The 15,217-nt window shown below is 59.1% G+C and carries 13 protein-coding genes; 5 read left to right on the top strand and 8 right to left on the bottom strand.

Annotated elements, in window-relative coordinates; genetic code table 11:
* The first annotated feature begins 72 nt into the window (after positions 1 to 72).
* Complete coding sequence (locus ACQR3R_RS11790) at positions 73 to 306, top strand: hypothetical protein (RefSeq protein ID WP_428272349.1); 234 nt, start codon at positions 73 to 75, stop codon at positions 304 to 306.
* A gap of 105 nt (positions 307 to 411) precedes the next feature.
* Positions 412 to 2,478 carry a maltose alpha-D-glucosyltransferase gene (gene treS / locus ACQR3R_RS11785; protein WP_428272348.1) on the top strand — a complete coding sequence of 689 codons (2,067 nt, stop codon included), beginning with the start codon at positions 412 to 414 and terminating at the stop codon, positions 2,476 to 2,478.
* Positions 2,479 to 2,578: 100 nt separating this feature from the next.
* On the opposite strand, the gene yghU is transcribed toward treS, so the two are convergent.
* The 4 genes from yghU to ACQR3R_RS11765 form a co-directional block, all read right to left on the bottom strand.
* Positions 2,579 to 3,418, bottom strand: a complete 840-nt coding sequence (gene yghU, locus ACQR3R_RS11780; RefSeq protein WP_428272347.1) for a glutathione-dependent disulfide-bond oxidoreductase — start codon at positions 3,416 to 3,418, stop codon at positions 2,579 to 2,581.
* 85 nt (positions 3,419 to 3,503) lie between these two features.
* Complete coding sequence (locus tag ACQR3R_RS11775) at positions 3,504 to 4,124, bottom strand: LysE family transporter (protein WP_428272346.1); 621 nt, start codon at positions 4,122 to 4,124, stop codon at positions 3,504 to 3,506.
* Positions 4,125 to 4,186: 62 nt separating this feature from the next.
* Positions 4,187 to 7,159: a PAS domain-containing protein gene (locus ACQR3R_RS11770; protein WP_428272344.1), complete on the bottom strand. Its 2,973-nt coding sequence runs from the start codon at positions 7,157 to 7,159 to the stop codon at positions 4,187 to 4,189.
* 273 nt (positions 7,160 to 7,432) lie between these two features.
* Complete coding sequence (locus ACQR3R_RS11765) at positions 7,433 to 8,299, bottom strand: oxidoreductase (protein ID WP_428272342.1); 867 nt, start codon at positions 8,297 to 8,299, stop codon at positions 7,433 to 7,435.
* A gap of 71 nt (positions 8,300 to 8,370) precedes the next feature.
* Here ACQR3R_RS11765 and ACQR3R_RS11760 point away from each other — a divergent pair, with 71 nt between their 5' ends.
* The gene (locus ACQR3R_RS11760) at positions 8,371 to 9,003 is read left to right on the top strand and encodes a TetR family transcriptional regulator (protein ID WP_428272341.1); all 633 of its coding nucleotides are present in this window, start codon (positions 8,371 to 8,373) and stop codon (positions 9,001 to 9,003) included.
* A gap of 22 nt (positions 9,004 to 9,025) precedes the next feature.
* On the opposite strand, the gene ACQR3R_RS11755 is transcribed toward ACQR3R_RS11760, so the two are convergent.
* Together ACQR3R_RS11755 and ACQR3R_RS11750 are read right to left on the bottom strand one after the other, a co-directional pair.
* Positions 9,026 to 9,496 (bottom strand): GNAT family N-acetyltransferase, encoded by a 471-nt coding sequence (locus ACQR3R_RS11755; RefSeq protein WP_428272340.1) that lies wholly within the window; start codon positions 9,494 to 9,496, stop codon positions 9,026 to 9,028.
* Positions 9,497 to 9,512: 16 nt separating this feature from the next.
* Positions 9,513 to 9,989, bottom strand: coding sequence for a GNAT family N-acetyltransferase (locus ACQR3R_RS11750; protein ID WP_428272338.1), 477 nt, complete (start codon positions 9,987 to 9,989; stop codon positions 9,513 to 9,515).
* A gap of 165 nt (positions 9,990 to 10,154) precedes the next feature.
* On the opposite strand from ACQR3R_RS11750, the gene ACQR3R_RS11745 reads away from it, so the two are divergent.
* On the top strand, positions 10,155 to 12,074 hold the full coding sequence (locus tag ACQR3R_RS11745; protein ID WP_428272337.1) for a tyrosine-protein phosphatase: 1,920 nt from the start codon (positions 10,155 to 10,157) through the stop codon (positions 12,072 to 12,074).
* A 167-nt stretch (positions 12,075 to 12,241) separates the two neighbouring features.
* On the opposite strand, the gene ACQR3R_RS11740 is transcribed toward ACQR3R_RS11745, so the two are convergent.
* Together ACQR3R_RS11740 and ACQR3R_RS11735 are read right to left on the bottom strand one after the other, a co-directional pair.
* Positions 12,242 to 13,213 (bottom strand): helix-turn-helix domain-containing protein, encoded by a 972-nt coding sequence (locus tag ACQR3R_RS11740; protein WP_428272336.1) that lies wholly within the window; start codon positions 13,211 to 13,213, stop codon positions 12,242 to 12,244.
* 138 nt (positions 13,214 to 13,351) lie between these two features.
* Positions 13,352 to 14,287: an EamA family transporter gene (locus tag ACQR3R_RS11735; RefSeq protein ID WP_428272335.1), complete on the bottom strand. Its 936-nt coding sequence runs from the start codon at positions 14,285 to 14,287 to the stop codon at positions 13,352 to 13,354.
* 74 nt (positions 14,288 to 14,361) lie between these two features.
* Between ACQR3R_RS11735 and ACQR3R_RS11730 the strand changes: the two genes are divergently transcribed.
* Positions 14,362 to 15,216 carry a LysR substrate-binding domain-containing protein gene (locus ACQR3R_RS11730; protein WP_428272334.1) on the top strand — a complete coding sequence of 285 codons (855 nt, stop codon included), beginning with the start codon at positions 14,362 to 14,364 and terminating at the stop codon, positions 15,214 to 15,216.
* Position 15,217 lies beyond the last annotated feature (1 nt).

Genomic DNA, 15,217 nt, shown 5'->3' with positions numbered 1-15,217 from the left:
TGCTTGCGTGCCAGAAATCGTCAGTGGCCCATGACTTTTCGGGCCCCACTAATAAAAAAAATGGTGAGCATAATGAATTGTCTGATTTGTGTCGGTGTTGCGAAACGCATTCAGTGTGAAGGTCCTTGGGAGGAACGAGATTGTCCAGACTGCGGGCGCTATCGGGTGTCGGATAAGCTGTTACTGACACTGATGGCGCAGGGACAGATTTTCGATGTGAACAAAACCAGAAGTTGGCTCGATAGCAAGCGGCGGCAGGGCGTCACACCGTTAATAGAGATTCATGAGGTGTTGCTGGTGCCGTGATCACGATGCAACGAATGCCACGTCATGCCCTCATATGAAAACAAGCGACGCCTGGTATGCAGCGAGGCGAGTGCAATTTTTTCATGACCACGGGTGATTGTTTTTATGACGATGGCTGATAAAAAGCATGTGGACTGGTTGGTTGAGCAATCGATGCTTCACGCCGCAAGGCAACGGGCCAAACTCTATTCGGGCCAGGGCCGATTGTGGCAACAGCCCTATGCACAAACCCGGCCTCGTGATGCTTGCGCGCTCGCTTCCGTGTGGTTTACCGCCTACCCGGATTCGATTATTACCCGCGAAGACGGCACGGTGCTTGAGGCGCTCGGCGATGAAACCTTGTGGCATGCGCTGTCGAGAATTGGTATCCAGGGCATTCACAACGGGCCGCTGAAACGCTCCGGCGGGCTGTCGGGCACCGAACACACCCCCACGATTGACGGCAATTTCGACCGCATCAGTTTCGATATCGACCCGCAACTGGGCACCGAAGCGCAATTGCAGTCGCTGAGCCGTATGGCCGCCGCGCACAACGCGGTCATCATCGACGATGTCATCCCGTCGCACACCGGCAAGGGCGCTGACTTTCGCTTGGCCGAGATGGCGTATGAGGATTATCCGGGGCTCTACCACATGGTCGAAATCCGTGAGGAAGACTGGCCGCTGCTGCCGGACATTGCGGAGGGCCGCGATGCGCAAAACCTCAGTCCGGTACAGGTAGATCTTCTGCGCGACAAGCATTACATCGTTGGCCAATTGCAACGGGTGATCTTTTTCGAGCCCGGGGTCAAGGAAACCGACTGGAGTGCGACACCGGTGGTGATGGGCGTTGATGGCAAGGCCCGACGCTGGGTTTACTTGCATTACTTCAAAGAGGGCCAGCCGTCGTTGAACTGGCTGGACCCGACCTTCGCCGCCCAACAGATGATCATCGGTGATGCGCTGCATGCCATCGACGTCATGGGCGCAAAGATTCTGCGCCTGGACGCCAACGGCTTTCTTGGCGTAGAGCGCAAACTCGATGGCACGGCCTGGTCTGAAAGCCATCCGTTATCGATCACCGGCAACCAGTTGCTGGCCGGCGCGATTCGCAAGGCTGGCGGTTTCAGTTTTCAAGAGTTGAACCTGACCGTCGACGATATCGCCGCGATGTCTCACGGCGGCGCCGATCTCTCGTACGATTTCATCACTCGGCCGGCCTATCAACATGCGCTGCTGATGGGCGACACGGAATTCCTGCGTTTGATGCTGCGTCAGATGCACGCCCAAGGCATCGACCCGGGTTCGCTGATCCATGCCTTGCAGAACCACGACGAACTGACCCTCGAACTGGTGCATTTCTGGACGCTGCACGCGCATGACACCTTCCTGTATCAGGGCCAGACGTTCCCCGGCAGCATCTTGCGCGAGCACATTCGCGAACAAATGTACGAACGCCTGGCTGGCGAACACGCGCCCTACAACCTGAAATTTGTGACCAATGGCGTGTCTTGCACCACGGCGAGCATCATCACCGCCGCGTTGGGCATCCGCGACCTCGATGCAATCACCGCCGAAGATATTCAGCGGATACGCCAGATTCACCTGTTATTGGTGATGTACAACGCGATGCAGCCTGGCGTGTTTGCCCTGTCGGGCTGGGACCTGGTGGGTGCGCTGCCGTTACCGGCCGAGCAGGTTGCGCATTTGATGCTCGACGGTGACACGCGGTGGATTCATCGCGGTGCCTACGATCTGGTCGAACTTAACCCGCAAGCGGAGTTTTCGGCGGGCAAGATGCCGCGTCCGAAAACCTTGTACGGCAGCCTGACCAGCCAGTTGAAAGACCCGGATTCGTTTGCCTCGCAGCTGAAAAAAATTCTCGCGGTACGCCGTTCCTACGACATCGCCGCGAGCCGGCAGATACTGATTCCCGATGTTCAGCATCCGGGGCTACTGATCATGGTTCATGAACTACCGGCCGGCAAAGGCACGCAAATCACTGCGCTGAATTTCGGCTCGACGCCGATCACCGAAACCTTGCACCTGCCCAATATCGCGCCGGGGCCGGTGGTCGACATCATCAACGAACGGGTGGAAGGTGATCTGACGCCCGAGGGTGAATTCACCATCACGCTGGATGCCTATGAAGGACTGGCACTGCGTGTGGTCAGCAGCTCGCCGATGATCTGAAGGCCAAGGTCGATCGCATCTTTCTCTCGCATGATGGGCATGCGCTGTCGGTGGCGATGTATCAGCGCCACCTTGCCGATCACGCGTGAAAAACGGCTGCTCAATCCAGATCGCTGGGCTGATGCCGCTCCGGCACCTGGCTCGACTCATCGCCCCACGTCCGGTTGACCCTTTGACCCCGAATGACCGCCGGGCGTTTGGCGATCTCTTCGGCCCAGCGCTGCAAATGGGTGTATTCGTGGGCCGACAGAAACTCGGCGGCCGAGTACACATTGTTGCGCACCAGTTGTCCGTACCAGGGCCATACCGCGATATCGGCGATGGTGTAGTGCTCGCCGGCCAAGTATTGAGTTTCGGCCAGTCGACGATCCAGGACGTCCAGTTGACGCTTGGCTTCCATGGTGAAGCGGTTGATCGGGTATTCGAGCTTGTCCGGCGCATAAGCGTAGAAATGCCCGAAGCCGCCGCCCAGGTACGGCGCTGCGCCCATCTGCCAGAACAGCCAGTTCAGGGTTTCAGTGCGGCCGGCGTGATCGGTGGGTAACAAGGCACCAAACTTTTCTGCGAGGTACAGCAAGATGGAACCGGATTCGAAGACGCGCACCGCGGGTTCTGCGCTGCGATCCAGCAACGCCGGAATTTTTGAGTTTGGGTTGATCTCGACAAAGCCGCTGGAAAACTGGTCGCCTTCGTTAATGCGAATCAGCCAGGCGTCGTACTCGGCGCCGGTATGCCCCAGCGCCAACAGTTCCTCCAGCAGGATGGTCACCTTCACGCCATTGGGCGTGGCCAGCGAATAAAGCTGCAACGGGTGTTTGCCCACCGGCAACGCCTGGTCATGGGGCGGGCCTGCAGTAGGGCGGTTGATGTTGGCGAACTGGCCGCCGGACGGGGCGTTATTTTTCCAGACCTTCGCCGGAACATAGGGCTTATTGCTCATGAGAAACGAACCTCGTGGGTTGCTTGGAATCGCCTGGATCGTGATACCACGAACCGCGCCGAAGAGTAGTGCGATCATTGGGCCGTTAGCGCTTGCTGAAGGCCAGTCGAGCGGCAAACAGCACAAATATCATGCCTGTCGTGCGGTCCATCCATGTGATCACTTTTCCACGACGCAGCACACCGGCAAGGGGTTGGGTCGCGCTAATCAGCGCCACTGACCATAGCAGACCGATCATCACGTGAATGCCGACCAGGCCAAATGTCCAGGCAATCAGTGGTTGTCCGTGGGGAATGAACTGCGGCAGAAAAGAGACGTAGAAAATGCCGATCTTAGGGTTGAGGAGGTTGCCCATCATGCCTTTGAGGAACCAGTTGGCCTGTGGTTTTTGGCCAGGTTCCGTCAGCGAGAGCGAGCGGCGAGGGCGCAACAGCATGTTCAGTCCGAGCCAGGCCAGGTAAGCCGCCCCACAGTACTTCAACACGTTGTAAGCCAGTTCGGACACCGCGATCAAGGCGCCCAGGCCAAAGGCAACGGCTGCACCCCACAGCAAGCAACCGGCATTGATACCCAGCGCTGCACGCAATGCCTGTTGTTTGCCTTCAACCGTTGCTGTTCTCAAGATCAGCGCGGTATCGAGACCGGGCGTGAGTGTCAGCAGCGTGGCGGCGAAGGTAAAGGCGATCAGATTGTCAGCGATGCTCATGGGCTTTTGACGTCGAAAAGGGGCCGAGCCCGAACGTTAGCACACGACGACCTCACTGCGTTTCAAACGGCCTTCGCCGACAACAGCTCACGAACACGGCAGATCAATGTGTCGACTGAAAAGGGTTTGGTCAGTATCTGCATTCCCGGTCCCAAGCGGCCATTGCCGATGGCGGCGTTTTCCGCGTAACCGGTGATGAACAGGGTTTGGAGGCCACTGCGCACTTCGCGTCCCGCGTCGGCCATCTGCCGGCCGTTCATGCCACCGGGCAGCCCGACGTCGGTGATAAGCAGGTCGATGTGCACGTCGGAGCGCAATAGCTTGAGCCCGGCAACGCTGTCGGCAGCTTCTATCAAGGTATAACCCAGATCGCCCAGGACGTCGGTCAACAGCATGCGCACGCTTGGCTCGTCGTCCACGATCAGAATGGTCTCGCCGGCCGGCGTGATGGTTGCGGTCGTGTCCTGTGCATCGACCTGATCCTGCACGGCATCACCGTAGTAGCGCGGCAGGTAAATGCACATCGTGGTCCCTCGGCCAACCTGCGAGTAGATGCGTACCTGCCCGCCAGATTGCTTGGCGAACCCATAGATCATTGACAGTCCGAGGCCAGTGCCCTGGCCAATCGGCTTGGTGGTAAAGAACGGATCAAAGGCCTTGGTCATGACATCGGCGGACATGCCGGTGCCGGTGTCCGTGACGCAGATGGAAAGGTATTCACCTTCAGGCAGATCGTGCAAACGGGCGGCCTCGCGGTCCATCCACTTGTTAGCCGTTTCGATGGTAATGCGCCCACCATCCGGCATCGCATCGCGCGCATTGATGCAAAGATTCAACAGTGAATTTTCCAGTTGGCTCGCGTCTACCAGCGTTGCCCAAAGACCTTTGACCCCCACCGTTTCGACCAGGATGCTGGGACCCACCGTGCGTTGAATCAGTTCGGTCATGCCCGCCATCAACGTGTTCACATCGGTCGGCCGCGGGTCGAGCGTCTGACGCCTTGAGAAAGCCAGAAGCCGGTGTGTCAGGGCCGCAGCCCGCTTTGCAGCGCCTTGGGCGGTGACCATGTACTTGTCGACATCAGCCAACCGGCCTTGGGCGATCCGGGTGCCCATTAACTCCAGTGCACCGGAGATGCCAGCCAACAGGTTGTTGAAATCGTGGGCGAGCCCGCCGGTCAATTGCCCGACGGCTTCCATTTTTTGTGATTGGCGTAACTTTTCCTCGGCCTGCATCAGCTCGGTGGTGCGCGCGGTCACCCGCTGTTCGAGCGTGTCATTGAGCGAGCGCAATTGCGCCGTCGCCCGGTCGCGCTCGGCTTCAACCGAACGTCGTTCCTCGACATCGATCAGCACGCCGGGGAAGCGTAGCGGGGTGCCGTCTTCAGCGCAGTCGACCCGGCCGTTCGCTTCAATCCAGTTGTACTTTCCGTCCGCGCGGCGCACCCGATACTGGTGAGAGTAGGCGCCGCCCCGGGTGATGACTTCATTGATGGCGGTTATCAGCCCCTCTCTGTCATCGGGGTGCACGGTGACCACCACCTGCTCCAGGCTGAGGCCATCGCGACCCAGTTTCGGATCGAGATCGAAAACCCGTGCAAAGGCTTCGTCCACGGTGAAACGGTCGGTCGGTAGATCCCAGTGCCAGGTGCCGATAATTGCACCGGCGGCGAGGGCCAGTTGAACCCGCTCCACGTTTTCTCGCGCAACCGCTTCGCTGACCAGCAGGCGCTCCTGCGCGGCGCGTCTTTCGGTGACGTCACTGAAGAAAATCGCGATCTGCCGCTCGCTGGGGTCACCCACACGCACGGCCCGGACGTCAAACCAGCGTTCAAAGGTATTGGCGTAATTTTCGAAGTTTGCGGGCTCGCCAGTCTTGGCGACGTGCCCGTATGTTTCGAACCAGAAGCTCTCCAGGTCGGGTGCGAACTCGGTGACCCATTTACCGCGCAGATTCACGCCAGCCTGGCGTTCGAAGGCCGGATTGGCCTCCACGAAGCGGTAATCCACCGGCCGGTCGTCAGCATCGAATTTGACCTGGACGATGGCGAATGCCGCTTCGATCGTTTCCAATATCGTTCTGAAACGCTCCTCGCTTTTGCGCAGCGCGGTTTCAGCGCTTCGGGCCTGCGTGAGGTCGAGCATCGCGCCGATCATGCGCACGGCGCGGCCATCGGCGGTGCGGATCACGTGCCCGCGATCGAGCACCTCGGCGTAGGAGCCGTCTCTGCGTCGGAAGCGGTATTCGTCGGTCCAGGCAACGCCGTTGCCCTCAATCACCTGATGGATCGAGGCATGGATGCGTGCTTGGTCATCGGGATGGATTTGCGCTATCCAGCCTTCACCGGTTGAGTCGAAGGTGGCCAGGACGTGGCCGTAAGCATGCTGCAGCGCGTCATTCCAGATCACCTGGTTTGTGGCCAGGTCCCAGTCCCAGACGGCATCGTTGGTGGCCTTCAGCGCAAGTCGATAACGTTCCTGAGTTTCGGCTACGGCAAGGGCCGCCAAATGCTCGCTGGTACGATCGCGCAGGATTTTGACAAAACCGAGGTGGGTCTCATCGTCGGCGTAGAGCGGCATCATCTCGCCTGACGCCCAGAACAGCTGGCCATCCTTGCGCAGGTGCCAGCGATCGTCCAACGCGCGCCCTTCACGTAGGGCGCGCTGCATTTCCTGTTCTATCCGGCCGCAGGCCCTATCTTCAGGGGTGAAGAACCGTTCAGCGCTTTGGCCGCGCATTTCCTCGGCGGTCCAACCCATCACAAAAGCGGCGCCGGCGTTCCACTCGGTAATGTTGCCGTTCGGGTCAGTCACCACAATGGCAAAATCTTTGGCGCTGGCGAAGATCGCGCGCTGACGTGCTTCCTGGTATTCGAGGTTGGCCGTTAGTGCGGTTTCAGGGTGAATGTCGATGTCGTCGCAGGCAGCATTGCGCGCTGCCATTGCGGCATTCCCGAGTGCCAGGCGCAGACGCACGACCTCTGACTCAAGCGCCTCACGGGTAAGATTTTTCAGGTTTTCCCCCACGCCACTCACCCTTGGTTTCTTTGCTCAAACTGACGTTCAATTCGCTGTGTGCAATCAAATCAGAAACGGGGGAAAGTTTCACGCTCAAAGCGTTTTTCAGGAAGGGTGATTAAGCGGCAGTGTGGCAGCAACGATGACCAGGTAAAGACGAGTGGCGTCCGGCATCGGGCATACCTCCCTGTGTGAGGAGGCATGCTAACCGGTGGTCGCCTGGCAGCAGCAGATAAAATCGGGACGAAGTTGGCTGGAACAGACCGTGCGGCCAACGCACGTTTCGCAGGTTCAATCGGCGATAGCGTTCAGCTCCTTCATTACGGCGTCCGAGAGTTCCAGTTCGCCCGCTGCCATGTTTTCATGCAAATGGGTCACCGAAGAAGTGCCCGGAATCAGCAGGATATTGGGTGAGCGACGTAGCAGCCACGCCAGCGCCAACTGCATCGGTTTAACGTTCAGCCGTTGGGCAACGCTGCTCAGCGTAGACGACTGCACCGGGGTGAATCCGCCCAGCGGGAAGAACGGCACATAGGCAATGCCGTCGTTGGCCAACTCGTCGATCATGGCGTTATCGTGTTGGTGGGCGATGTTGTACAGGTTCTGGACACAGACGAGGTTGATGATCTTTCGCGCTTCGGCAACCTGTGTTGGCGTGACATTGCTGATGCCGATATGGCGCACCAGCCCTTGCTGTTGCAACGCTGCCACGGCGGTCAGCGCCGCTTCGATAGAGCCTTCGCCCGGCCCCATCGGGCTGTGCATGGCGCGAAAATTGACCACGTCGAGCACGTCCAGTCCCAGGTTGCGCAGGTTGTCATGCACGGCCTGCGTCAGGTCATCCTTAGACGACGCCTCAAGCCAGCCGCCATCAGGGCCACGCCGGGCGCCGATCTTGGTGACGATAGTCAGGTTGTCCTTATACGGATGCAGTGCTTCGCGAATAATCTGATTGGTGATATGCGGACCGTAATAGTCGCTGGTATCGATGTGGTTCACGCCAGATGCGACCGCCTCGCGCAGCACCGCCAATGCCGCATCACGATCCTTTGGCGGTCCAAACACGCCAGGGCCCGCCAACTGCATTGCTCCGTAACCCATGCGGTTGACCGTGCGATTGCCGAGATTGAAGGTGCTGCTTTTTTCCGAGGGGGTCATGTCTGTCACCTTTGCCTGACGTGAGGACGACTATAATATGAAGGATCCTTCAGGTTTTGAATTCGCATTCCATGAGCAACCTCAAAGCGTCATTAAAGCCAAGAAAATCAGCGGTTCAAGCCCGCTCCGCCGCAACCGTCGAGGCGTTGCACACGGCCACCCTTCAGGTTTTGACCCAGCAGGGGCTGATTCGATGCACCACCACCCGCGTGGCCGAGCGCGCCGGCATGTCTGTTGGCAGCCTCTATCAGTACTATCCGAACCGTGATGCGTTGCTGGCGGCGGTTCTGGAAAAGCATCTGGTCGAAGTTGCCGAAACTGTCGAGTTGGCCTGTGATCGGTATCAGGGCACGTCGGTTGCTGATATGGCATCAGGTTTGGTGGCAGCTTTTCTTGCGGTCAAGCTGCGTGAGCCGGCCGTGTCGAAAGCTCTATATGCCATCGCGGGGGAGCGGGGCGGGGCAGAACTTGTCGCTCGCATCAACGCGCGAATGGTTGCGGCAACCGCAGCCTTGTTGGCGACGGCGGCCGATGCTCATTTTGAAGACCCTGTGTTAACCGCTGCCATCGCGCTCAGTGCCGTGGTCGGCCCGGTACGAGCCTTGCTGGAAGGGAATGCATCACCGGCCTTCGAAGCGGGCCTCGAACAGCAGGTTACTTTGCTGTTGAGGGCCTACCTTCAATCACACCCCAAACCTGCCTGAGCGACAGCGCGGCTGCGCATCATTACAACGCCAGCTCCATGTGAATGATGTCTATCGGTTGCCCACCGACGCCATGGCTGAAAACCCCGTGCGAGCGTGTGACAAAACCATGCTTTGCATAGAAGCCTTCCGCGTTCAGCGTCGACTCAACCTTGATCATGCGAATGCCTGGTCCACGTGCATTTTCGATACCGATCTTGAGCAGGTGTGCGCCAAGGCCGGTGCCGCTGGCTTCGCGAAGCAGAAACAGCCGCGTGACTTCACCGGGTTCTGAATCGACAAATCCGACGATCCGCTCCTGTTGCAGAGCCACGACCATTAGCCCTCGTTGGAGCAGTTGCTCGTAAAACGCAGGGGTTCGTTCCCCCATCCAGCCATTGAGTTGCTGCGGGCTATAGCGCCCGTTGGAGAGCTCGGCGATCGATTGCCGGGTGACGTCAAAAACAGCTTGGCCATCGCCAGGTTGGGCAGGTCGCAGGTTAAAGTCTTGCATGAACTCTTCCTTGATTTCAGACCGTCCAGACCATGGTTTGGAGCATGATATGCGGGTGGCTTTCCAGTGGTTCCCATTCGTCCATGTAGACGAAACCTTGTTTCAGGTAGAAGTTCGCCGCCCGTTCATTGACAGGGGAAACGTCCAGGAAAATCTGGTCATGCCCTTTGCGCAACGCAGCGGATTTCACCGCATCGACCAGTTGAGTGGCCAGGCCTGCGCCACGCTGCGCGGGATCTATCCACATCGCGATCAAGTTGTAGCGGTTGGCTTGATCGACAGCAGCGCCGATCATTCCTACCGGTTGATCTTCTTGGAAAGCCAACCAGAATTGCGTCCCGGTGGAGGACGCTCGCTGTTGCCACTGCTCGTCGCTGTAGTCCGCCGCCGTCTGGTAACTCACACCGAATGCCGTGGGCGCGTCCAGCAACGCGGCGAGACGGATGTGCTTCAAATGCTGCCAATCCCTGGTTTGCGTCAATCGTACTTGCATGATCATCCTGAAAAATAAATCGCCATGTATGAGGTGTTTCGGACCAAAAACGAAGGTCACGGACCCATTGCGCAGCGATTTCCCTGCGCAGATGATTTGTAACATTCAGCTTCACATCGGCACAAGATAGTAGCCAGCCCAACGCTTTTTTCGTGAGGCTGCACCGTGTTTCAACGTCTTCTGTGTTCACTGTCCGTTTTAAGCCTGTCCGTCGCAGCGGCTCATGCTGCCGATACTTCTGAGCTCAATACACCTCGTCTGTCGAGCATCGACAACTTTCGCGACGTCGCTGGCATCACCAGCGCGTATTCCACCGCCAACGACGGCACGATGCGTGCGGGAGTTTTTTACCGCTCCAATGCACTGACCCCGTCGGCGGTAGATCTGGCCACCTTGAACAGCCTTGGCATTACAGCGGTGTATGACCTGCGCACGCCCAGCGAGATCGCCGCGACGCCCGACACCATGCTGAAGGGGGCTACGTACACCCACATCGATATCATCGGCGGCGGCACGTCGGGTGCCAACATCACCAACATTTCCATCACCAGCGCGGCCAGTGCCATCGCGATGATGCAAGACACCAACCGCGATTTCGTGCGTAACGCCGGAATGCGCAGCGAGTTCAGCCAGTTGTTCAATGAACTGGCCACAGCCGACGGCGCTGCACTGTTCCACTGCACGGCCGGCAAGGACCGTACAGGCTGGACCGCCGCGGTATTGCAGAGCATCGCAGGGGTCGACAACGCGACCATCATGAGCAACTACCTGGCGACCAACGATTACACGGCCGCCCGAGTGAAAGCGACCCTGGCGGCGATGCCGGCGAGTATGGCTGCCATCTACGCGCCGCTGTTGGGTGTGGACGCGAGTTACCTGCAGGCCGGGCTGGACCAGGTGACGGCGGAGTACGGCAGCATGGATAACTACCTCAAACAAGGTTTGGGCCTGTCGCAAGAAACCCTCTACGTGCTGCGAGCCAAGATGGTTTATTACAACAGCCTGCCCGGCGAGGCAGGGCTGATCGGTAACGCCGCTGCCGGAGCGCAGCTTTTGCGACAACTGCAAAACAGCAGCCTGTCGGGCACCTACACGGCCTATAACTATTACCTGCAGTCGGCCATCGATGCCGGCAATCTGGGAGGCGTCGACTCCACAGTCGGCGGCCAGGTGCACGCCGACGCTGCCAGTTACCTGCTGCGCCAAGGTGCGTTGATCGATCAGGCCGCTGCCCCCTATACCCACGGCGCAGACCTGAAAATCGGTCAATACCGTTTATGGACGACTGCTTTGGCGGGCTATCTGGGCACTGATGGCTCGGCCCATGCTGCCAGCAGCAACGAGCACAGCCAGGGAACGATGGTCGGCCTGACTCAACGTTTCAGCGAACAACTCAGTGCTCATGCCGGTTTTGGTTACAGCCGGGGCAATGTGGGCGGCGCGGGCGGCGAGGTGGACACCGACCTGACCTTCTTCAGCGTGGGTGCACGTTTCGCACCGGGCAGTCTGGAGCACGGCCTGTTTGTGAGCGCCGACGCCAACGCGGGCTGGCTCGACTACGACAGCAAACGCGAACTCGGTGGTGGCCTGGGTACGGCCAAGGGTGACAGCCATGGCAATCTCTCGGGGGCAAGCCTGGCGCTGGGGTATCGCCTGCCGGTCAATGCGATGATCGTCGAGCCAAGCCTTGGCGTGCGCATCAGTCACCTGGATGTATCGGGGTTCCAGGAGAAAGGCAGCGAGCTGGCGCTTCAGGTCGATGACCTCAAGGCGACCCGCCGCAGCGCGTTTGCCAATCTCAACGCATCATTCGCTCCGGTCAGCGCCGGCGAGTGGAAACTGGTGCCAGGTTTGCAAGTGGGGTACGAGCACGCACTGGGTGATCATCAGGTTAATAGCGAAGGGCAGTTGCTGGGGCTGGATATTGAGCAGCGTGCAGCCTTCGACAACCGGGACCAATTCACCGGTGGCGTCAATCTCATGGCCAACCTCGGCGCGCTGAGCCTGGGCGCCGAAGTCGGTGCCAGTGGCGGCGGCGACAGCCACGGGTTCAGTGGCGGCCTCAAGGCCAGCTACTTGTTCTGATCATCCAGAACCACCGCTACCGCCGCCCGGAGCAGGCTCACTTCCACAATGATTTTGCAGTGTTTACCTGTGGTAGCGAGCTTGCTTCGGGCGGCGTTCCGACGAACGCTATTTCACGTTCGACATGGTCGTGCCTGACACAGCAGATCACTCATTCCACTTTGCTGCTACAGGCCTTTTCGCACGTGGGCCGGGCTGACGCCGTAGGCACTCTGGAAGTACCGGCAAAATCGACCGACGTTGCTGAATCCGTGTTGCAAAGCCACCTCTGTCACGGAAAGCGGCACGCTGTCGGTGAGTGCTTTATAGGCGCGCTGTAAGCGAACCTGTCGCTGGTAGCCAATGATCGAGGTGCCCACAAAACGCCGAAAACCATCTTGTAATGCGCGCAGGCTGACGTTGCTCAATACGGCAAGGTCAGTGCTGCTCACGCTGTTTTCGGGATGATCCTGAATGTACTCGATGGCAAGTTTCACATGCCTTGGTGCAATGTTCGGAGCAGGGCGGCGCAGGGCTTCGGTGAAGTTGTGCGGCCACGCTTCCAGCACCGCATCCACCAGCATTTCACGCAGGCGTGAAGGCATCAACGAACCCGTGTGCATCAACACGTCGAACTCGGCGCCGGTGGCCAGTTCAACCAATGCCCGGATGCCCTGAAAAGCCGTCGCGTTCAAATCCACTGCCGGTTCGAAGTGCACCTTTTGCAGAATCGGTTTGCCCAGCAGTGTCGATAGTCGCTCGGTCAGCAACGCACGATTAATGGAAATCCCGTGCTGCGCGTGATTGTCGACAAATTGCATCGAGCGAATATCGGCCTTGTCGATAGCCAGTCCGATGTGGGCATAACCCACCGACTCGGTCACGTGCTTGAAAATGATCTTGCCCGCAGTAGGGATGACGAACGTGATCTCGTCATGCGGAGCGGGGAACACCACCGTGAAGTCGCCACGGTAATGCATGCGGCGAAAACTGACTCCTTCGTGCCTGCCGTAGACACCACCGATAATGATGTTGTCAGGTGGCGGCGGACTGTCGGCATAGCGGTTGCCGAACATCTTCGAGAACAGCGCGCCGAAGTCGTCGCAGTTCAAGTCGCTGGATCGCAGGATGATGGGCGTGTGTGTCGTGCTTGAGTACACCTTGAAAATCGCCTTGAGAGCGGCCGAGCCTTGCACGCAAACTATCGACCAGGGGTTGAACTGAAGCAGATCGCAAAGGCGCAACAGCATTATCAGGTGTGAATGACAGATTTATGACCGCGCATCTTTCGCCTCGCCTCAGTCGCTTTGCCGCGGGGCCTCTGAGCGCACCACCATCAAGATTCCGATCCCGGACACCGCCATGCCGGACGCCATTTGCCATGACAGCGGTTCATCGAACATGGCCCAGGCCCACAGCATCGTAACGGGTGGGCTCAGGTACAAAATGCTCGCGACCCGCGTGGCTGTGGCGCGGCGCAGGCAAATCCAATACAGCCCATAACCGCCCAGCGTCGACAAGCCCACCGTCCACAAAACGCTCAGCGCAAAACCTGTGCTGGGGATCGGCGCGAGGCTGCCTTGCGCACCCTCGACGAAGGCGAATGCGACGCTCGATACCGCACATTGCAGCCACAGATTCGGCAGCAGACCCAGGGAGTCCGCAGCGGGTAATTGCTTTTGCCACAGTGTGGCAGCGGCCAGCGACAGCATGCCGAGTAGCGGCAGACCGTACGCCCATAACGGCGCGTTACCCCACGCCAGTGCGCCATGCGTTACCAGCATCACACCGATCAGGCCGATAACCAGTCCTGCCCAGACCTGCCATACCAGCCGTTGCCCAAGCACCGCAGCCGCGAGCAAAGCCATGCCCATCGGCAACAGATCAGCGAAGAGCGCGGCAAGGCCTGCTGGCACGCCCAAGGCAATGCCCTGGGTGACGCCGGCCAGATAGCCGGCCATGGCCAGCAGGCCGATACCTGCATTTTTCAGCAGCGCAACCGGTGACGTTCGCCGTAATTGCCGGGCAACGAAGGGCAGCAGAATCAGCGTGACGGCCACGCACCGCCAAAACACCACCAGCAGCGCCGGTGCATAATCAATCGAAAAGCGCGCCCCGACGAAGCCGGAACTCCAGGTCAAAATCAATGCGGCCTCAAGTAACGGCAATGGCAGCGTTCGACCCCAGTGGGGCGTGGCGTGTTGCTGACGGGAAAGTGCTGTTGGCGGGTTCATCAACACACGCTACGAGATCGGTGTAATCTAATAAATCAAAATTAAATGCAGCACTCATTCACGAAGATTAAACAATGACAGCAATCCTCGACATCGAACTGGTGCGAACTTTTCATGCCGTGGCGCGCATCGGAAAATTCAGTGCGGCGGCCGAGCAGTTACACAAGAGCCCTGCGGCGGTGAGTGTGCATATTCAGCGGCTGGAAGCGGTCGCTGGCGGGCGATTGCTCAACCGCGACAATCAGTCGGTTTCCCTGACCGTGCTCGGCAAGCGATTGCTGGTGTCGACCACCGAACTGCTGAGCACTCATGACCGGGTATTGGCCGACTTGCACGGCACTCATCTGGCGGGACGCGTCACGTTGGGCGTGCCGGATGAGTACGCGGAGCATGTCATCCGGCACATCCTGCCGACGTTCGCGCAAGCCTGGCCCAATGTGGTGCTGGAACTGAAAACTGCCCCCAGCTACACCCTGCGCGACCTGGTACAACGAGGCAAGTTGCAGGCCGCTGTGGTTACCCAACCCATCGGGCAACTAAGCCCACAGGTGCACGTTCTGGTGGCGACCACACCGGTCTGGGTCGGGCCGGTAAACAGCGTGGTGGCCTCCCACGATCCGCTGCCCCTGGCGGTGCATGCGGCGCAGTGCCCTTATCGGCAAGCGATGATGGAGTCACTCAAGCACAGCGGTCGCCAATCGCGCGTGGTGCTGGAAAGCCCTTCCAATCAGGCGATCAAGGCCTGTGTCGAGGCGGGACTGGCGATCAGTTTGATCGACCGCGCCCGCGTGACGCAGAACATGCAAATACTCGAAGGGTTTCCTGTCATACCGGAGCATGAAATCGTGTTCATGCAATCGTCGGCATCAGCAGCCGACGAGGCGGTCAATGTGCTCGCGCAGGCCATGCGGCAACACTTCAGGCTTTAGT

The organism is Gordonia sp. IEGM753 (genome assembly GCF_050321825.1).
Lineage (GTDB): Bacteria > Pseudomonadota > Gammaproteobacteria > Pseudomonadales > Pseudomonadaceae > Aquipseudomonas.
The sequence above is the reverse complement of the archived record's forward strand: the minus strand, read 5'-3'. Positions and strand labels throughout refer to the sequence as shown.

Bases quoted from the DNA above. Each gene is read 5' to 3' on its own strand.
- ACQR3R_RS11790 (WP_428272349.1), top strand. From the start codon at position 73: ATGAATTGTCTGATTTGTGTCGGTGTTGCGAAACGCATTCAGTGTGAA.
- ACQR3R_RS11760 (WP_428272341.1), top strand. From the start codon at position 8,371: ATGAGCAACCTCAAAGCGTCATTAAAGCCAAGAAAATCAGCGGTTCAA.
- ACQR3R_RS11755 (WP_428272340.1), bottom strand. From the start codon at position 9,496: ATGCAAGACTTTAACCTGCGACCTGCCCAACCTGGCGATGGCCAAGCT.
- ACQR3R_RS11750 (WP_428272338.1), bottom strand. From the start codon at position 9,989: ATGCAAGTACGATTGACGCAAACCAGGGATTGGCAGCATTTGAAGCAC.
- ACQR3R_RS11775 (WP_428272346.1), bottom strand. From the start codon at position 4,124: ATGAGCATCGCTGACAATCTGATCGCCTTTACCTTCGCCGCCACGCTG.
- ACQR3R_RS11765 (WP_428272342.1), bottom strand. From the start codon at position 8,299: ATGACCCCCTCGGAAAAAAGCAGCACCTTCAATCTCGGCAATCGCACG.
- treS (WP_428272348.1), top strand. From the start codon at position 412: ATGACGATGGCTGATAAAAAGCATGTGGACTGGTTGGTTGAGCAATCG.
- ACQR3R_RS11735 (WP_428272335.1), bottom strand. From the start codon at position 14,287: ATGAACCCGCCAACAGCACTTTCCCGTCAGCAACACGCCACGCCCCAC.
- yghU (WP_428272347.1), bottom strand. From the start codon at position 3,418: ATGAGCAATAAGCCCTATGTTCCGGCGAAGGTCTGGAAAAATAACGCC.
- ACQR3R_RS11730 (WP_428272334.1), top strand. From the start codon at position 14,362: ATGACAGCAATCCTCGACATCGAACTGGTGCGAACTTTTCATGCCGTG.